Genomic DNA, 19,020 nt, shown 5'->3' on the forward strand with positions numbered 1-19,020 from the left:
TGATCGACAGCTTCAACACTTGATCGTCTACCGAACAGCCTGGCGGTCGTATAGGATGGTCGTCAGATAGGGAGAGAGCGATGACCGCGACGTCAGACGACATGATCGACAAGGCGGGGCTGCGTGTCGCCGCACCGCTGGCACGGTTCCTCGAAGACCAGGCGCTGCCCGGCACGGGAGTCGACCCGTCCGCCTTCTGGTCCGGAATGGCCGACATCTACGCCCGCTTCGCACCCGAAAATCGCGCGCTGCTTGCCCGCCGCGATGCGCTGCAAGCGAAGATCGACGCCTGGTACAGCGCGCTTGGCGGCCGCCCCGTCGATCCGGATGCCCAGGCGCGCTTCCTCCGTGAGATCGGTTATCTCGTCGAGGAGCCTGCGCCGTTCGTCGCGACCTCGACCGGTGTCGATGACGAAGTGGCGCGGCTGGCAGGCCCGCAGCTGGTCGTGCCGATCCTCAATGCCCGGTTCGTCCTCAACGCCGCAAACGCGCGCTGGGGCAGCCTGTACGACGCGCTCTACGGCACCGACGTGATCCCCGGAACGCCGTCCGGTCGGGGTTATGATCCGGACCGCGGTGCGCAGGTGATCGCCTGGGCCAAGGCGTTCCTCGATTCCAGCGTGCCGCTTGCGACGGGTTCGTGGACCGACTGGGACGGCAGCCCGCCCGTGCTGGCACAACCGGATCAGCTCCGCGGCCATGCCGGCAGCACGATCCTGTTGCGCCACAATGGCCTGCACATCGAACTTGTCATCGATCGCGACCATCCGATCGGCGCGTCCGACCCCGCCGGACTCGCCGATGTCCGGCTCGAATCCGCGCTCACGACGATCGTCGACCTTGAGGACTCGGTCGCAGCGGTCGACGCCGACGACAAGGTCGCGGCCTATGCCAATTGGCTGGGCCTGATGAAGGGCGATCTGGAGGCGCAGTTTGACAAGGGAGGCCGGACGCTGACCCGGTCGCTGGAGGACGACCGGCGCTACACCGCGCAGGACGGGTTGGAGATCGTCCTGCCGGGGCGCAGCTTGTTGTTCGTCCGCAATGTCGGCCATCTGATGACCACACCCGCGATCCATCTGCCCGATGGGACGGAGGCGCCCGAGGGCATTCTCGACGGGATCGTGAGCGCGATGATCGCGCTGCACGATCTGAACGGCACCGGTCGCTTCCGGAACAGCCGCGAGGGTTCGATCTACATCGTCAAGCCTAAGATGCACGGCCCCGACGAAGCGGGCTTCACCAATCGGCTGTTCGATGCGATCGAGGATCTGCTCGGGCTCGACCGCCACACGATCAAGGTCGGCGTGATGGACGAGGAACGCCGCACTTCGGCCAATCTGGCCGCCTGCATCGCCGCGGTGAAGGACCGCATCGTGTTCATCAACACGGGGTTCCTCGATCGCACGGGCGACGAGATGCACACCGCGCTGCGCGCTGGACCGATGATCCGCAAGAGCGAGATGAAGGCCAGCGCCTGGATCGCTGCCTATGAGGATCGCAATGTCCAGATCGGCCTCGCCTGTGGCCTCAGCGGTCACGCGCAGATCGGCAAAGGCATGTGGGCCGCGCCCGATCGCATGGCGGACATGCTCGATCAGAAGATCGCGCACCCGATGACCGGCGCCAACACTGCCTGGGTCCCCTCGCCCACCGCTGCGACGCTCCACGCGACGCATTACCACCGCGTCGACGTCTTCGCGCGGCAGGCAGCACGACAGAGCGAGCCGGTCACGCCGCTCGAGAAGCTGCTGACGATCCCGCTGGCGCACGGCCATAACTGGTCCCCCGACGAGATCCGCGACGAGCTTGAGAACAATGCGCAGGGCATTCTCGGCTATGTCGTGCGCTGGATCGACCAGGGCGTCGGCTGCTCGAAAGTGCCGGACATTCATGACATTGGCCTGATGGAAGATCGCGCGACCCTGCGGATCAGCTCGCAACATATGGCGAACTGGATGCTCCACGGCATCGCAACGCCCGCCGAGGTCGATGCCGCCTTTGTGAAGATGGCGGCCAAGGTCGATGCGCAGAATGCTTCCGATCAGCACTATCGGCCGATGGCAGGGCACGAAGCAACCAGCCTTGCCTATCGCGCCGCCCGCGCGCTTGTCTTCGAAGGGCTTGATCAGCCGAACGGCTATACCGAACCCCTGCTCCACCGCTTCCGGCAGGAGGCGAAAGCAGTACGAACTGGTAACAGTTGACACCATATTAGCCGGGGGCCATCGTTCGGAGCGAAACCCCCGGCCACCGCGGCACGTCGAACAGGGGTGCGCGAGGAGAGTGTTACGATGGCCAATGACCCGGCCGACACCGGCTATATTTCGGGCTTCGGCAACCATGTCGCGACCGAGGCCGTCGCAGGCGCGCTGCCCGTCGGGCGCAATGCGCCGCAACGACCTCCCTTCGGGCTGTACACCGAACAGCTATCGGGCACGGCCTTCACCGCACCGCGTCACGAGAACCGGCGGAGCTGGCTATACCGCATGCGCCCGACCGCCGAACATCCGCCCTATGTACGATATGACGGCGCCGCACGTTTCACGGCGGGCGCGCAGGACGGTCCGCTGGCGCCCAACCGTCTGCGCTGGGACCCGAGCGCGCCGCCGCCAGCGGGAACCGACCTGATCGACGGCATGACGACGATGCTCGCCACCCGCGATCCTGCGGATCTGGAGGGCGTCGCGGTGCATCTCTATGCCGCCAATCGCGACATGACGGCGCGGGTCTTTGTCGATGCCGATGGCGAACTGCTGTTCATTCCGCAGTCCGGCCGGCTCGAGCTTCTGACCGAGCTCGGCCGGATCACGGTCGCACCCGGTCAGATCGCGCTGGTCCCGCGCGGTGTCCGGTTCCGCGCGCTGCTGCCCGATGGCCACGCGACGGGCTATGTCGCGGAAAACCACGGTGCGCTGTTCCGCCTCCCTGACCTCGGTCCGGTCGGCGCCAACGGGCTGGCCAATCCACGCGATTTCGAAACGCCTGTCGCCTGGTTCGAGGATCGCGACAGGCGGTTCGAGGTGATCCAGAAGTTCATGGGATCGCTGTGGTGCACGACGCTCGAGTACAGCCCGCTCGATGTCGTGGCGTGGCACGGCAACCTGGCGCCGTGGCGCTATGATCTCGCCCGGTTCAACACGATCAACACGGTGAGCTTCGACCATCCCGATCCATCGATCTTCACCGTTCTGACCTCGCCCTCCGACGTACCCGGCCGCGCCAATGCCGATTTCGTCGTCTTCCCGCCGCGCTGGATGGTTGCCGAAGACACGTTCCGCCCGCCCTGGTTCCACCGCAACGTTATGTCGGAGGCGATGGGTCTGATCCACGGCGCCTATGACGCCAAGGCGGCCGGCTTCACGCCCGGCGGTCTGAGCCTACACAATCTGATGGCAGGCCACGGTCCCGATCTCGACAGCTGGACCGCCGCGACGAACGCCGATCTCAAGCCGCACAAGATCGACGGCACCATGGCCTTCATGGTGGAGAGCTGCTGGCCCTACCGACCGACGCCGCATGCGCTGGCGCATGCCCAGCTCGACTACGACGCGGTTTGGGCCGATTTCCCCAAGGCGGTGCTGCCGGCATGATCCTGCACGGCTATTGGCGGTCGACAACCTCGTACCGTGTGCGGATCGCGCTGAACCTGAAGCAGTGCGCGTATGAGCAACGCACGCACAATCTCAGGACCGGCGCACAGCGTGACGCGCGCTATCTCGCGCTCAACCCGCAAGGGCTGGTGCCCGCGCTGGACATTGGCGACGGCACGATCCTGACGCAGTCGCCCGCCATCCTCGAATGGCTCGACGCGACCTATCCCGCGCCGCCGCTATTGCCCGCCGATCCGACCGAGGCCGCGATCGTGCGTGGCATTGCCGCGACGATCGGGTGCGACATTCATCCGGTCAACAATCTGCGCATCCTCGACACACTAAGGACCGATTTCGCCGCAACGCCCGATCAGGTATCGGCCTGGATCACGCGGTGGATGACCGCGGGATTCGACGCGATCGAACCTCATATCGCTCGCCACGGCGACGGCTATGCCTTTGGCGCCACGCCGACGCTGGCCGACTGCTATCTCGTGCCGCAGGTCTATGCCGCCGAACGCTTCGCCATCGATCTTGCCCGCTACCCACGTCTGGCCGCCGCCGCCGCGAATGCAGCGACCCTGCCGGCCTTCGCCGCTGCACATCCCGACATGCAGTCTGACCGTGACCCGCTATAGTATTGATATAGATTAGCACAAACCCGGTCCGAGTAGCGGACATAAAAGCCGAATTGATGCGTTTCTCACCGAATCGACGCGACTTAGATCGCGATCGCTGGTGAAGGGGTCGGAATGCGAATCGCGATTATTGCGCATCTCAAATATGCCATCCGCGAGCCTTTTGCCGGTGGCCTCGAGATGCATACGCACCTGCTGGCGACCGCGTTACGCCGACGTGGACATGCGGTCACAGTATTCGCATCGATGAAATCAGATCCGGCAATGGGGCTCGAGGCGATCTGCGACGAAACCTCGCTTCTCGAAACCGGCACCGCCGAAGCGCAGGACGTGACGTTCTTCCGCGAACACCATGCCTATTTGCGGCTGATGAGCATGCTGAGAAATCGACGGTTCGACGTCATCCACAACAACTCGCTTCACTATCTTCCCGTCTCGATGGCGGAAACGCTCGATACGCCGATGGTCACGACGTTGCACACACCCCCGTTCTGCTGGTTGGAAAGCGGCATCCGACTCTGCAAGTCGCCATCGATGCGCTTCGTTGCCGTATCCGATACGATCCGCGGTCTGTGGAGCCACGTGACGCCGATCGACCGTACGATCCCGAACGGCATCGACCTTGCGAGCTTCCCCTTCCAACCTGCCGCGAATCCCGACCGCTATCTTGTCTGGTATGGGCGGATCGTTGCCGAAAAGGGCCTTCATCTGGCGATCGACGCGGCGAGGCTGGCAGGCTATCCGCTCCGCATCGCCGGACCGATCTCCGATCCGGATTACTATGCAGCCGAGATCCTGCCGCGGCTCGGCGCCGACGTCACGCATGTCGGGCATCTCGAGCATGCGGCACTCGGCGCGCTCGTCGGCGGCGCGAGTGCGTTCCTCTGCACGCCTCGCTGGGAAGAACCGTTCGGGCTGGTGGTCGCCGAAGCCCTTGCGTCCGGGACGCCCGTCGCCGCCTTTGCGCGCGGCGCGATTCCGGCGCTGCTCGATGAGTCCTGTGGCACGCTCGCACGCGCGGACGATGTCGCATCGCTCGCGGATGCCGCGCGGCGGGCGGTGCTGCTCGACCGCCGCGCCTGCCGCCTGCGCGCGGAGGCGATCTGCGACGCCGACGTCATGATCGACCGCTATGAGGATTTATACGAAGAGATGATCCAGCCGACACGCCACGCCGCACGGGGCCGCGCGTCTGACTATCCGATCACGTTGGCGGGGGCGGCATGACGGACGCCCGCTTTTGCGTATGCGTGCCCGCGCGTGACGAGGCAGACCGCCTGCCAATTCTGCTCGACGCCCTCGCGCGACAGGACGTGGATGGACCGATTCGCGTCTCGATCTTGATCAACAACACCGTCGATGACAGCGTCGCCGCGGTGGCCCGGGCACAGGCCGCCTGGGGCGAGCGACTGCATCTCGCCGTAGCCTGCCACGATCTTCCCCCCGAGCGCGCGCATGCCGGCACCGCACGACGCCTGGCGATGGAGGCTGGCTTGGCACGCATCGATCCGGATCGCGGCGTTCTCATCTCCACCGATGCCGATACCCGGCCGCCGTCCGACTGGATCTCGGCGATGCTTCGCGCGATCGACGCGGGGCTCGATATCGTCGGTGGCCGGATCGTCGTCGACGATGCCGAACCGCTCGCGGCGGCCATGGATGCGATGCAGGTCAAGCTCGACCGCTACTGGGCGTGTGTTCGCGCGATCGAGGACGACATCGATCCGTGCCGCTGGGATCCGGCGCCCCGTCACGGCGATCATACCGGCGCAAGCCTGGCAATTCTTGCCCCGCTCTACCGTGCGGCAGGCGGCGTTCCCGCAATCCCCGCGGGGGAAGACCGTGCACTGGTCGAGGCGGCGGTCGCGGCAGGTGGTCGGCTCGGTCATCCGATAAGTGTGTGGACCCGTGTGTCCGCGCGCACCATCGGTCGCGCGACCGGGGGCATGGCGGACCATATGCAGGCGCTGTCCGATCGCGTGGCGCGCGGCGAGTCCACTTTTCTGCCGTCGTTCGATCAGTGGCGCGCACGCGCGGCGTGGCGACGGATGCGGCGCGACCAGCCGGGCGGTGATGCAGGAGTCGCGCGCGATGAACCCCTGCTCCCGCCAATGCGCTGCGACATGCCGCTGGGGCTCGACCGATGAGTGGCCCGACTGCACAGCCGGCCGCCGCGACGCCATCCCTCGACCTCGTCGAGACGCTCGCGTCCTGCGGCGAGCGTTATGATGCCGCCCCCATGTTTCCCGCGGACAGCATGGCCGCACTGGTCCGCCACGGCCTGCACCGGCGGTTCGCCCCGCGTGCACTTGGCGGCCAGGCCAATGGTGCACCGGACGAGCTGCTCGATGCGTTGCGGACGGTCGGACGCGGCGACCTCAGCGTCGGGCGGCTGTTCGAAGGCCATGTCAACGCGCTCGCGCTGTTCGACTGGTATGCATCGGCGGATCAACTTGCCTGGCTCGATACCGAACTCGACCGCGGTGCATGGTTCGGCGTCTGGGCGACCGAACCTCCGCCCGGCGTCGCGGTGATCGACGGTCCGGACGGTCCCGTGCTCGATGGGGCCAAGCACTTCGCAAGCGGAGCCGGAGGTATCGATTACGCGATCGTCACTGCGCGTCCGGCGGTGGGGCAGCGTCCGATCGTCGTCATCCCGGCCGACGATCCCGTGCGTACCGACGCGTCCCGCTGGCGCGTGCGCGGCATGCGCGCGAGCATGAGCGGTCGCTACGAATGCTCGAATTATCCCGCCGGCGCCATGCAGACGCTGGGTGCACCGGGCGATTATGACCGCGAGCCCCGGTTCACCGCGGGGGCATGGCGGTTCCTGGCGGTCCAGCTTGGTGGCATGGAGGGGCTGCTGACCGAGACCCGGCGCGCCTTGTCCGACACCGCGCGCGGCGACCCTGTCCAGCGTGCGCGCTTCGCCGAGGCGGTAGTTGCCGCGCGCACCGCCTACCTCTGGGTCCGTGAGGCTGCGGGACGTGCCGCGCGTGAGGAGGCGGACGCCATCGTCTTCGTCCAGATGACGCGCGGTGTCGTCGAGCGTGCCGCGCTTGACGTCATGGAAGCCGCCGCCCGTCTGCTCGGTACGCGCAGCGCGTTTGATGGTGAGCGTGCGGACAAGATCAGCCGCGACCTTAGCCTCTATCTGCGTCAGGCAGGCCCTGATTATGCGCGCGATCAGGCGGCGCTCGCCTGGCTCGACCGCGACGTCTGGGGCGCCGGTGACCGCTTGTGGTGACCCCCGCGACGGCGCTGAGCCGAAGTCCCTGGCGCAGCGCGCGGTGGCTGGTGCTCGCGCCGCACGCCGATGATGAAACGCTCGGCACGGGGGCATTGATCGCCGATACGGCGGCGCGCAATCGCCTTGCCGGTGTGATGATCCTAACCGACGGATCGGGTTCGCATCCCTGCCCGACGCCGGCGGACCGTAGCACGCTCATCCGGCGACGACGCGGTGAGGCACGGCACGCCGTCGCGCTGCTGACCGGCGAACGGCGGATCATCCCGCGGTTTCTGGACTGGCACGATGCAAACCCGCACCGCCCCGGAAGCACCGCGTTCGGGCGGTCCGTCCGGCAACTGGCGGCCCTGTTGCGCCGGCACGCGGTCGACGCGATCGCGACCACCGCCGCGGGTGAGCCGCATTGCGATCATGCCGCGTGCTTCACGCTTGCGGTGCATGCCGCGCGCGCCGCGCGCAGGCCGGTCGTGATCTTCGAATATTCCGTCTGGGGTGATCGCCCCGCGGGCAAGCGCGTCGTCCGTACCGCGGCGATGCCGACCGCCCGGCGCTCGGCCGCGCTTCGCGCGCACCGCAGCCAGTTGACCGGATTGATGGGCGACGGCTTTCGTCTGCCGCGCGCGCAACAGCGTATGCCGGGAACCGATCTCCTCTATCTGGCGAGCCGATATGCGACCCGACCATAGCCTCGACGCGCGCTATTTCGACGACGTCTTCACCGCCGACGATGATCCCTGGTCGCTCGCTTCGAGCCCGTATGAGGCCGCCAAGTTTGATGCGACGATCGCCGCGATCGACGATCGACGCTATCGTTCGGCCTTGGAGATCGGCTGCGCCCACGGCGTGCTGACCGCGCAACTTGCGCCACTGTGCAATATCCTGACCTCGATCGACATCAGCCTGCGCGCGGTCGAGCTTGCCCGGTCGCGCTGCGCCGCATTGCCCAATGTCACGATCACCCGCTGTAGCTTCCCGGCCCAGACGCCCGACGGCGCGTTCGATCTCGTCGTGCTGTCGGAGGTCGTTTATTACTGGGACGACGCGGATATCGAGCGCGCAGCCGCCGCGATCCGCGCCAGCGCCACGCCCGATTGCCGGATCTTACTCGTGCACTGGACGGGCGATACCGACTATCCACAAACCGGCGACGCAGCCGTCACCAAGCTGCGCGACCGGCTCGGCGGGATCGCGGTCGAGTATGGCGAGCGAACCGACGCGTACCGCCTCGACCTGTGGTCCCTGCGATGACGCCGCTCTCCGTCCTGACCCTCGTCAAGGACCGCGAACCCCATCTGATCCAGCTGGTCGAGGGCTTGAAACGGAGCGCTGTCGCCCCCGCCGAACTGATCGTCGTCGACATGAGCAGCGACCCGGTCGCGCAGCCGGAGGCGCCTTTCCCCGTCCACGTCCATCGGCTTCAGACCGGCACCCTCGCGCTCGCCGCCGCGCGCAACCTTGCAGCACGGCACGCGACGTCTGCAAATCTGCTGTTCCTCGACGTAGACTGTATCCCGATGGCGCAGTGTCTCGCCAGGATGGGTGCGGTACTCGATGAGGACGATGCGTTGCTCTGCGCGGATATCCGCTATCTCGGACCCGACGACGCGCGTTCGACGTGGAACGAAGAGGTCCTGCTGGCGGCGGGGCGGCCACATCCGGTGCGCAGTTTTCCCCCAACGGGCACGCGGCGCGAAACCAATCCCGGTCTGTTCTGGTCGCTGGCGTTCGCGATCCGCCGGTCGCGATTCGACGCGCTGGGCGGCTTTGACGAGGCGTTTGTCGGCTATGGCGCGGAGGACACCGACTTCGGCTTTCGCGCCGAGCATGCACAAACCTCGCTGATCTTCGTCGGCGGTGCGATCGCCTGTCATCAATATCACGACAGCTATGATCCGCCCGTCCAGCATCTCGACGACATCGTCCGCAACGCGACGATATTCCACGCGCGTTGGGGCTGGTGGCCGATGCAGGGCTGGCTCGACGCCTTTGTCGCGATGGGGCTCGTCGACTATTGCGATGACGGCATCCGCATCCTGCGCCGTCCAAACGCCGCGGACCTGATCGCCGCGCATTCGGGCCAGTCCTAGACCGCGGTACCGATCGGCAATGTGACCGAAGCCGAGAGCCCACCGCCCGCGGCATCGTCGAGGACCAGCACGCCGCCATACAGCGCCGCGAGCTCGCGCGCGATCGCCAGTCCGAACCCATGGCCGTCCTCACGTTCGTCGAGCCGCACGCCAGCATCGGTCGCCCGCTGACGGTCGGCCAGCGCGATGCTCGGGCCATCGTCGACGATGCTGAGCCGGATCATGCCCTGATCGACCCTCGCGGCGACACGCACCGTCGTTCGCGCATGCCGCGCGGCATTGTCGATTAGATTGCCCGCCATCTCGTCGAGATCCGCGGCATCGACCGCGACGTGCAGCTCGGGATCGATCGCCGCATCGATCACGACGCCGCGTTCCATCCTCAGCCGCCGGATCGTCGACATCAGATCGGCGATCGCGGGGGCGAGTGCGGTGCTGCTCGCATGACCGCCGGCGATGTTGCGTGCGCGGGCAAGATGATGCCGGATCGTTGCGTCGATCCGGGCAAGCTGCGCCGCCTGGGCGGGATCGTCACGCACCGTTAGCGCAAGCGTCGCGACCGGGGTTTTCAGCGCATGCGCCAGATTGGCCGCCGACGCGCGCGCGGTCGCGAGCGCCGACGCGTTGTCCCGCGCGAGTGCGTTCAGTTCGATCGCGAGCGGACGAAGCTCGTCGGGCTGCGCTTCGGACACACCCGCGGCCCCCCTGCGCATCGCAGCGACGCCGTCGCGCAACGCGCGCAGCGGTCGCAACCCGATCCGCACCTGCACCAGCGTCGCAACGCCCAGCAGGATGCCAAGGATGCCGAGCGTTGCAAGCAACGGCACCACCGCCGACCGGATCGGTCGGGCGACGACGTCGCGCGGTGCGGCTGCGGTCAACACCATCGGCCCCGCGTCCGTCGCGATCGAAATCCGTCGGGCATGGATTCCGTTCCGCCCTTCCAGTGGTTGCGGACGCGCCTCCCCTTCCCCGCGCAGCGAGTCTCGCGGTGCCCGGCCGGGCGTCCGCAGCGTCGGAAATTCGGCGGAACTCACTGTGTGTGCCGGACCGCTGATCTGCCATTGCCAGCCGGGGCCGGCATGGAGCAGGCCACGAAGCCGTGTCAGTCGCGCCCGGTCGATCCGCCCATCGCCATCGACCGCACCGGCAAGCAGCGACAATTCGGCATCGAGCCGCTGGTCGAGCCCCTGGGTGACGAACCGCTGCAGCACGCCGGCGATCGCCGCACCCGCGACCAAAAGTGCAACGAGGGTGGCGAGCAGTGAAAGGCCGAGCATCCGCCCATGGATCGACCGCGGGATCAACCTCATCGGGGTGTGGGCGTGGCGAGCCGGTAGCCCCGGCCACGCACGGTATCGATCAGCGACGCACCGATCTTCTTGCGCAGCCGACCCACGATCACCTCAAGGCTGTTCGAGTCGACATCCGCATCGCCCTCATAGACACGCTCCATCAGCGCCAGGCGCTCGATCACCGCGTCCTTCGACAGCATCAGCGCCGACAGCACCCGCCATTCGAGCGCAGTCAGTTTGACCGGCAAACCGTCGAGCTCGAACTGGCCGGTCTGCGTCTCGAATGCGAGCGGACCGCATTCGAGCCGTGTGGCGCCGTGCCCCGCCGCCCGACGCACCAGCGCGCGCAGCCGCATGACCAGTTCCTCGACGCGGAATGGCTTGGTCATGAAGTCATCGGCGCCCGCCTTGAACCCCGCGACCTTGTCCGACCATCCGTCGCGCGCGGTCAGGATCAGCACGGGCAGGTCGCGCCCCGCCGCACGCCAGTCCCGCAAGATCGTGACGCCGTCTCGGCCGGGCAGGCCAAGATCGAGCACGGCGGCGTCATAGGCCTCGGTGTCGCCCAGATGCCCCGCATCGACGCCGTTTGCGGCAAGATCGACCGCGCAGTTCTCGCCTCGCAAGGCCTTGGCCAGCGCGGGGCCGAGATCGGGATCGTCCTCGACGAGCAATATACGCATGACGACCTCGCTAGCTGTGCACGGTAAACCCAAACTGAACGGGGAAGTTCAGCGGGGCGTGGGGATGCGGTGCCTAGAAGCCGGTCATCGACACGAAGAGGAGACGATGAATGCCCCGTTTGATGGACACAATGAACCGCGGAACGCGGATGAAGCTCGCCGCTGCCGCCCTGCTCGCAGTCGGCGTGGCAGGCGGCGCCGGCGCCGTATCGCTGACGCGGCCCGGCATCGAGATGGCACCCACCACGCCGACCGCGATCGCCCGACTGTCGGGTACCAGCGGTGTGGTGACGGTGAAGGGCCGTGTAGTCGAGATCTTCGGTGACCGCTTCGTCCTTCAGGACGCGACCGGGCGGACGATGATCGATGCGGGTCGCAACGGCGATGGCGTCACTGCCGGTGCGACGATGACGGTACAGGGGCGCTACGACAACGGAGAGCTGCGCGCGTCCTATCTGGTCGATCCGAATGGGCGGATCGTCGCCGCCGGCCCCGCGGGCGGGCCGCCGCCGCATGGCCCCGGTGGTCCTCGCGCACCCGACGGTCCCGGCCACGATGGTCCGCCGCCACCGCCACCGGGCGGCGCGAACTTTGCCCCTCCCGGTGCAACGACGCCGTCCACGGTTCCCGGCTGCGCCCCATCCGGAACCGGTATCACGCCGCCACCGGCACCCGTCGGCACACCCACCGCCCAAACGTCACCCCGCGCACCGGCTGCGGCGGTGAACCGCTAGGATGGTTGCGATCCGCCACGACGTTGGCGGATCGAGCCCTCAGGCCGATCGCTAATGACTGGCACACTCCGTTTTGCTTTCGCCGTCAGGCCGAAGCGGTGCGATGGTCCGGCTTCGAAGGCCGCAGGGCACGCGCCATGCCGAGGATCAGGACGACGGGCCGGAGCATGAACATCGGCGCGACCGACAGCGTGCCGACCATGATGACCGCCGCGATCGAGCCGCCACCCAGAAACCGCACGACGCGTTCGCCGCTGACCGGCGCCCCGCACCGCAGGAACGCCAGCGTCAGCGCGGCGGCGGCGGCGATCCGCAACAGCCGGATCGTCCCGGGTGCGGTGATCCCGAGATCCCGGCGATAGCGAAACGCGGAGGCCGCGAGCAGCATCCAGCCCGCCAGTGTGACGATGATCGTTTCAAGCATGAACCACTCCACGGGCAGGACGTCGTACCGGAGCCGCCGGACGAAGATGCGCGACACGCCATGCTGCCATCCCCAGCACGGTGGCGATCGCGAGCATGGTCAGGTCGAACCCGGCAAATACCGGGTCGTCGCCACGCAATGAGGCCGGCAGACCGCGCGCGGTCGTGACGGCATTGATGACCGGAATTGCGGCAAAGGCGATGGCGCCGATCGCGAAGCCCTCGATCCAGGCGCGCCGCGGCGATCGGGCCAGCTGCATGACTGCGACCGCGCCCCAGGCCCAGAACATCGCGGCGACTTCGCCATCCGCGCGCCCGACTGCATCGGCGGGAAGCACCCGGTTCGCCAGAAGATACGCCGCCATTCCGACCGGCAGCCCGGCAATCACCGCAATGTTCAACCGCTCGACGAGTGTCAGCCCCGGGAACGGCGCCGCGCCCGGCCGCCGCCGCTTGGTCGTCCAGAGCAACAGGCCCGTACCGACCATTGCGGCGCCGGTCAGGCCGAGCAGGCAATAGGCCCAGCGCAGCCCGGTACCCGCATAGCTCGCGACGTGCAGACCGAGCATCACCCCCGCGGTCATCAGCGCGGGCCCGGTGCCGCCCGATCGCTCGAGCAACTGCCCGGTGCTACCCGAATAGGTCACCGATGGCAGCCGCGCATTGATCGACACGCCGGCATGTCGATAGACGGTCACCGTCGCCGCGCGGTCGTTGGGATGGCGCACCACGACCCGGGTCGCAGGCGCGCCGAGCACCGCTTCGGCCTTCTCGATCATCGGCCCGATCGGCAGCAGCGGCGCGGCAATGCCGGTCGCCGCGCGCTCGGTCGGAATGCCGAATGCGACCGCCCCGTAATCGAGCGGCGTCTCGTAGTTCACCATCGCCGGCCACGGCATGTACATCGCCACCAGCGTGATCAGCCCGGTATAGGTGATCATCGCGTGATAGGGCAGCGCAAGCACGGCCGAGACGTTATGCGCATCGAGCCAACTGCGCTGTCCCTTGTTCCAGCGCAGCGTGAAGAAATCGGCAAAGATCCGCTTGTGCGTGATCACCCCCGAGACGATCGCCGCGAGCATCACCATCGCACACAGTCCGGCCAGCCAGCGCCCCCAGGGATAGGGCAGCTGAAGCTGGAAGTGGAACCGATAGAAATGCTCGCCGCCGCGGGTTTCGCGGGCACGAACCGGCTCACCGCTGCGGGGATCGAGCGTCAGTTCGGCGGGACGTGGCGGTGCCGTCGACGTCGGACTCCGCTGCTCGAACACGCGCGTCACTGCCGAGCGGGCATCGGGAAGATAGAGGAACCACTGGACGTCGTCACCCGCGCCGATCCGCTGCAGATAGGTCATCGCGCCTTGCGCCGCCTGCGCAGGCGACACCGTGCTCGCGCGGATTTCGGGTTGCATCCACTGAGTGATTTCGGGCCGGAAATAGCTTGCCGTCCCCGTCAGGAACATCGCGAACAGCAGCCATCCCGCGAGCAGTCCCAGCCACCCATGGATCCACGCCATGCTCTGCCGCAGCGGCAAGGCAGCCGTCATGGGCGGACCCCGAGCAAGGCCAGTGCCAGGCCGATCGCCGCGCTGCCGCCCCAGATGCCGAGCATGACGCGCATCACGCGTGGCCCGTGAAAGCTCCAAAGCGCGGCGATTGCGTAGACCAGGAACGAGAGGATCATTCCCCAGCTGGTCGCCTCGGCACGGTCCACTGGCAGCAACCGCGCGATCAGCGTGGCGACCGCCGAGGCAAGAACATAGCCACCGACCAGCGCGGTCCCGATCCGGGCAGTCATCGGCACGACCGCAGGACGCAACCGACGCCGCGGCGACGTTGCCGTTCGCCCTAGGTCCGGCGTGCGCTGCGGAGTGGCCTGCATGGTCATGCCCTACAGAATTTTGCGAGTGGTTATCAATAGCAAAGTTGTTCGACGATTTCCGGTCAGGGCCGTGAGCGGCGGATCATAGGGAAATCCGCCCCGGGGATGCGATCCATGGATATAAAAGCGCGGTCTATCGCTGAACGGGGCAAGGGTGTGCGCATGCAGGACGCCGCCCGATGAAAGGTCCGCGCATGGAAGCTGCCAACGTCTTCAAGAAGCTTGAGATCGAACTCAAGCCCGATCCTTCGCGAACGGTGATCCGCCCGTTCAGCTTCAGCTATCCGGAGGCATTTGCGGCCGATCGTCCATCGCGCGCGCAAAAGGTGGCGCAGCGGGTGATGGCACTCGACCCCGCGCTGCGCAAACGCATGGTCGAACTGCTGGCGAAACCGATGGAGGAGCGGCATCGCAATGCCGATGACGTCTTCCGCCGCCGCTTTGCCGAGGTTCAAGACGAGCTTGATATCGGCGACGTCGACGTCGACGCCGACGAGGCGCTGTTGCTGGGCGCCTATTTTAGTCAGGAATATGCGTTCGAGTCGGCGGCCCTGTTCAATCCGAGCATCGCGCGGATCGACGACGAACCCGCATCGGCCACGGGCGGCGTCAAGTTCGTGCTGTCGTTGCGCGGCATCGGCGAAGGACATATTTCCTCGGTCACGTTCCGGACTGGCGAATGGGGCCCCGACGATCGCCTCGTGATCGATCCGGCAAGCCCGCATGGTGTGCCGCCACGAATCGACCGCAACCAGGATGGCTGGGTCCGGCTCTTGTGCGACGACAGCCAGGACGCGTCGGAAACGGTCATCTTTCCCGTCCTGCCCAGCCAGCGTCAGGGGGTCGAGGATCTGCGCCTCGTCAATTTCACCGATCATGACGGCGTTCACAGCATCATCGGGACCTATACCGCGTTCGACGGACGCAAGGTTCAGCAGGAAATGCTCCGCGGCGTCGACATGCGGACCTTCGAAATGCGCCCCCTCGCCGGCGCCATGACCGGTTACAAGGGCATGGCGCTGTTCCCGCGCCGGATCGATGGCCAGTTCGTGATGCTCGGACGGCAGGACAGCGAGACGATCTGGCTGCTGCGCTCGGACGATCTTTACACCTGGGACCGCGGGACGCCGATCATGGCACCGAAATATCCATGGGAATTCGTGCAACTCGGCAATTGCGGATCCCCGATCGAGATCGACGAGGGGTGGCTGGTCTTCACCCACGGCGTCGGCATGGTCCGCGGCTATTGCATCGGCGCGTGCCTGCTCGACAAGGCGGACCCCAGCCGCGTGCTGGCGCGCACGCCCTCCCCACTCCTGTTCCCGAGCGCGGAGCAGCGTGGCGGCTATGTGCCGAACGTCACCTATAGCTGCGGCGGGCTGTTGCAGGGGCGCCGGATCCTGCTGCCCTATGCGATCGGCGACGAATATACCGCGTTCGCCACCGCACAGGTCGATGATATCCTGTCGGTCATGGCCCCCGCCTGACGTGCAGGCAGGTTCGGGCGCGGCCGCCGAGCGCCGCGCCCGATCTCGTCAGAAGGTGATATTGAAGCGCGCGTAATAATAGCCGCCGTTGATGCCGTAGGGACTGAACGTCAGCGGCCCGTCGAGGACATTGGCGTCGTTCACCAGCGAGTTGGTCGACCCCGGCACCAGCCCGACAGTCGGCGGCCGCTTGTTGAACAGGTTGTTGGCACCGACCGACAGCTTGAGTGCGGCGGTCAGATCATAGTTAAGTTCGACGTCGCCGATGAATGCCGACCCGACCGTCTGCTTGTAATATTCGCCGCCATCCGGGGTCAGATACGCCGTCGTCTTGCCGTAGACGGTCCCGCGCAGCGTCGCACCGAACTTGTCCAGCGCATAGACGATCGAACCGATCACCTTGGTCTTGGGTGACGCCGTCTCGAGATAGCTGATCGCCTCATCGTCGAAAAGCGGGATGCCGCCGAGCGTCGCAGGCGCCGCATTCAGCCTGAGCGCCTTGGTCTCGTTATAATTGCCCGACAGCATCCAGTTCACCCTGCCATAGTCGGCAAGGTCGGTGACGTAGCTCACCACCAGATCGATGCCGCGCGTCCGCGTGTCCGCGCCGTTGGTGAAGATGTTGATCCCGGTCTGATTGACGGTCGGGTCGAGGATATTGCCGTTCGCCCGAATTGCTGCGGTCACGATCGGGAAGTTCGTCGCACCACCGCTGCCGTACAGCGAGCCGGTCCCGAGGATGCGGTCGCGGATCTTGACCTGATAGGCGTCGAGCGTGATCGTCAGGCGGGGTGCCGGACGCAGCACGGTACCCAGGCTGAAGTTGGTCGATTTCTCCGGCTTGAGATTGGCAAACCCCAATAGCTTGGCCGCGGCGGAATTGGCCGGCAATTGCACGAACGCGGACGTCGGCGAGACATTGGTCGCGGAGTAATAGGATTCCGCGAGCGTCGGCGCCCGAAACCCGGTCGAGACCGTGCCGCGAAGTGCGAACGCGTCCGAGAAATCGTACCGGCTCGTCCCCTTGTAGATGAACTTGCTGCCGAAATCGGAATAATGTTCATAGCGTCCGGCAACATCGACCTTCAGCCCGTCGATCGGCATCATCGCGACATCGACATAGGCCGCCTGGCTGTTGCGGCCGTTCACGCCCGCATCGGATGGCCGGAACCCGGGATAGGATTGCCCGCCCTCCTTGTAGATCGATGCGGCATCGCCCGAGCCGATCTCGTACACGTTCTTCCGATACTCTGCGCCGAATGCAAGGTTCAGCGGGGCCGCCATGCCCACCGCGATCTCGCGCGTGACATCGGCGTTCGCGGTGAACTCGGTCGCCTTGAAGAAGCCGTTATAGAAGCTCGTCGGCGTAAATCCGGTATCCGCGTAGAGCGAGGCGTTGGCGGAATCGACAGTGTAGATCAGGTTCTTGTCCTGCCCGAAACTGGTCGACAGGTCGTAGTTGAAGCCGCTCAGCAGCCCGCGAACCCCGCCGGTAAACGCCATGTCGTCCTCGCGGATCTTCTCGCGCGGTGAAAAGCCGTTGACCGGGCTGTCGCCATCGGGATCGAAATAGGTCGTGACCCCGCCGACCGTCCGCGAGACCCGCGTCGGTACGCGCAGATTCTCATACGCGCTGGCGATCCGCTTCGAATAGGTGCCGAAACTATACACCTCCGCCGCGCCGAAGTCGTAGGCGCTGTTAAATTGCAGGTTGGTAAGGCGGGATTGCGCATCACCGTTGATGCGATTGACGTACGGGAAGCCCGAAATATTCGGGTAGAGCTGCTGTTGCAGGGGGCTGAGCGCCGGCGACGTCGTGCCGGTCAGCAATTTGCCATCACCGTCCGTCACCCGCCGGTCGAGCCCGCCGACCTGCGTGAAGTCGTGATAGCGGTGAAAGGCCGTCACGTTGAGGAACCCGTCCTCGCCGATCTTGGTCGCGAGATGTAGCGTCCCGGCATAGGTCCGTCCGCCCGTCTGGTAATTTTCGCCCGCGGTCGCATAGCCATCGCCGCCCGTATCGCCGTCCTTGAGGATGATGTTGATCACCCCGGCGATCGCATCCGAGCCATATTGCGCCGCCGCGCCGTCTTCGAGAACCTCGATCCGCTTGATCGACGAGGGCGATATCAGGTCGAGATCCGCGGTCGCGGCCCCTTGATAGGGCCCGCCGAGCACCGCGAGGTTGGCGGTGCCATGCCGGCGCTTGCCATTGACGAGCACGAGTGTGTGGTTGGGGCTCAGCCCGCGCAACCGCGCCGACAGCGTCAGGTTCGCGGTGTCGCCGCCAAATGCCTGCGCGGTGAACGACGGGACCAGCTGCGTCAGGATCTGGTTCAGATTGGGCTGGCCGACATGGCTCATCATGTCGGCATCAAGCACCTTGATCGGCGCCGCGCTTTCGGCAGCAGTAATGCCGGTCGCACGCGTCCCCGTCACGATGATGTCGTCGGGAATGTCGTCGGACGCATCTCTTGTCGGCGGGCTGGCCGATCCTACCGTGGCGGGGTTTGTCGTCTGGGCAAGCTCTTGGGCACTGGCGGAAACATGCCCTCCAACGGTAAGGGCAACGATCAAGGCGTGACGCGAAATATGATGAGCGATCTTCATTAGGCTACCCCCGAATGGTGAGCGCCTTTTCGGATCCTTCCCCCAAGTCTATCGACGATTTACGTCGTTTGCTCACGCAATACTGGCCGTGCCGAAATCAATCCTTTGTCATGGGCCCGGGATGTTGCCGGGATCCGTTGCGCATGCTCGGGTCTCCAAATTTTGAATGCAACCGATTCAGGGTAACGAGATCGTATCCGCACGCGTTCTCCGTCCGAAAATTCAGACTTGTTACATTTCTGCAACGATCCGGTCGTACCGCTCCCAGGTTCAATTCCGCGATTCCGCCGCGTCACTTGCCGCCGGGACGCGTTGAGGCCTCGACCTTCACCCTTTTT

17 protein-coding genes are annotated in these 19,020 nt (G+C 66.2%); 11 read left to right on the plus strand and 6 right to left on the minus strand.

Going from position 1 to position 19,020, the window contains the following annotated elements; all coding sequences use genetic code 11:
- The first annotated feature begins 80 nt into the window (after positions 1–80).
- The 9 genes from ASE89_RS08295 (at position 81) to ASE89_RS08335 (ending at position 9,568) form a co-directional block, all read left to right on the plus strand.
- Positions 81–2,207: a malate synthase G gene (locus ASE89_RS08295; protein WP_236701674.1), complete on the plus strand. Its 2,127-nt coding sequence runs from the start codon at positions 81–83 to the stop codon at positions 2,205–2,207.
- A gap of 87 nt (positions 2,208–2,294) precedes the next feature.
- On the plus strand, positions 2,295–3,593 hold the full coding sequence (hmgA, locus tag ASE89_RS08300; RefSeq protein WP_056675952.1) for a homogentisate 1,2-dioxygenase: 1,299 nt from the start codon (positions 2,295–2,297) through the stop codon (positions 3,591–3,593).
- A complete protein-coding gene (gene maiA, locus ASE89_RS08305; RefSeq protein WP_056675955.1) occupies positions 3,590–4,231 on the plus strand; it encodes a maleylacetoacetate isomerase in 642 nt (213 codons plus the stop codon). Before hmgA ends, maiA begins: the two co-directional genes overlap by 4 nt.
- A 114-nt stretch (positions 4,232–4,345) precedes the next feature.
- Positions 4,346–5,458, plus strand: a complete 1,113-nt coding sequence (locus ASE89_RS08310) for a glycosyltransferase family 4 protein (RefSeq protein WP_056675958.1) — start codon at positions 4,346–4,348, stop codon at positions 5,456–5,458.
- On the plus strand, positions 5,455–6,378 hold the full coding sequence (locus tag ASE89_RS08315; protein WP_056675960.1) for a glycosyltransferase: 924 nt from the start codon (positions 5,455–5,457) through the stop codon (positions 6,376–6,378). The genes ASE89_RS08310 and ASE89_RS08315 overlap by 4 nt, the downstream gene beginning before the upstream one ends.
- Entirely contained in the window at positions 6,375–7,478 is a 1,104-nt protein-coding gene (locus ASE89_RS08320; protein ID WP_056675962.1) for an acyl-CoA dehydrogenase family protein, read from the plus strand. Before ASE89_RS08315 ends, ASE89_RS08320 begins: the two co-directional genes overlap by 4 nt.
- Entirely contained in the window at positions 7,475–8,167 is a 693-nt protein-coding gene (locus tag ASE89_RS08325; RefSeq protein WP_236701675.1) for a PIG-L deacetylase family protein, read from the plus strand. Before ASE89_RS08320 ends, ASE89_RS08325 begins: the two co-directional genes overlap by 4 nt.
- A complete protein-coding gene (locus tag ASE89_RS08330) occupies positions 8,151–8,729 on the plus strand; it encodes an SAM-dependent methyltransferase (RefSeq protein ID WP_056675968.1) in 579 nt (192 codons plus the stop codon). Before ASE89_RS08325 ends, ASE89_RS08330 begins: the two co-directional genes overlap by 17 nt.
- Positions 8,726–9,568 (plus strand): glycosyltransferase family 2 protein, encoded by an 843-nt coding sequence (locus ASE89_RS08335; protein WP_056676466.1) that lies wholly within the window; start codon positions 8,726–8,728, stop codon positions 9,566–9,568. Before ASE89_RS08330 ends, ASE89_RS08335 begins: the two co-directional genes overlap by 4 nt.
- Here ASE89_RS08335 and ASE89_RS08340 read toward each other — a convergent pair.
- Together ASE89_RS08340 and ASE89_RS08345 are read right to left on the minus strand one after the other, a co-directional pair.
- Positions 9,565–10,881 (minus strand): sensor histidine kinase, encoded by a 1,317-nt coding sequence (locus ASE89_RS08340; protein WP_056675971.1) that lies wholly within the window; start codon positions 10,879–10,881, stop codon positions 9,565–9,567. The two genes, ASE89_RS08335 and ASE89_RS08340, sit on opposite strands and share 4 nt — an antisense overlap.
- A complete protein-coding gene (locus ASE89_RS08345; protein ID WP_056675974.1) occupies positions 10,878–11,546 on the minus strand; it encodes a response regulator in 669 nt (222 codons plus the stop codon). Before ASE89_RS08345 ends, ASE89_RS08340 begins: the two co-directional genes overlap by 4 nt.
- Positions 11,547–11,656: 110 nt before the next feature.
- On the opposite strand from ASE89_RS08345, the gene ASE89_RS08350 reads away from it, so the two are divergent.
- Entirely contained in the window at positions 11,657–12,280 is a 624-nt protein-coding gene (locus ASE89_RS08350) for a hypothetical protein (RefSeq protein WP_082451340.1), read from the plus strand.
- Positions 12,281–12,365: 85 nt separating this feature from the next.
- On the opposite strand, the gene ASE89_RS08355 is transcribed toward ASE89_RS08350, so the two are convergent.
- Genes ASE89_RS08355 through ASE89_RS08365 form a run of 3 tightly spaced genes read right to left on the minus strand, consistent with a single transcriptional unit; the run spans position 12,366 to position 14,501 of the window.
- Positions 12,366–12,704, minus strand: coding sequence for a hypothetical protein (locus ASE89_RS08355; RefSeq protein ID WP_056675980.1), 339 nt, complete (start codon positions 12,702–12,704; stop codon positions 12,366–12,368).
- On the minus strand, positions 12,697–14,250 hold the full coding sequence (locus tag ASE89_RS08360; protein WP_056675983.1) for a PepSY-associated TM helix domain-containing protein: 1,554 nt from the start codon (positions 14,248–14,250) through the stop codon (positions 12,697–12,699). The genes ASE89_RS08355 and ASE89_RS08360 overlap by 8 nt, the downstream gene beginning before the upstream one ends.
- Positions 14,247–14,501, minus strand: a complete 255-nt coding sequence (locus ASE89_RS08365) for a hypothetical protein (RefSeq protein WP_056675986.1) — start codon at positions 14,499–14,501, stop codon at positions 14,247–14,249. Before ASE89_RS08365 ends, ASE89_RS08360 begins: the two co-directional genes overlap by 4 nt.
- A gap of 278 nt (positions 14,502–14,779) precedes the next feature.
- On the opposite strand from ASE89_RS08365, the gene ASE89_RS08370 reads away from it, so the two are divergent.
- The gene (locus tag ASE89_RS08370) at positions 14,780–16,072 is read left to right on the plus strand and encodes a glycoside hydrolase family 130 protein (protein WP_056675991.1); all 1,293 of its coding nucleotides are present in this window, start codon (positions 14,780–14,782) and stop codon (positions 16,070–16,072) included.
- Between the two features lie 48 nt (positions 16,073–16,120).
- Here ASE89_RS08370 and ASE89_RS08375 read toward each other — a convergent pair whose 3' ends face one another.
- On the minus strand, positions 16,121–18,511 hold the full coding sequence (locus ASE89_RS08375) for a TonB-dependent receptor plug domain-containing protein (RefSeq protein WP_236701676.1): 2,391 nt from the start codon (positions 18,509–18,511) through the stop codon (positions 16,121–16,123).
- Positions 18,512–19,020 lie beyond the last annotated feature (509 nt).

The sequence above is a fragment of the Sphingomonas sp. Leaf30 genome (genome assembly GCF_001422525.1).
Lineage (GTDB): Bacteria > Pseudomonadota > Alphaproteobacteria > Sphingomonadales > Sphingomonadaceae > Sphingomonas > Sphingomonas aerolata.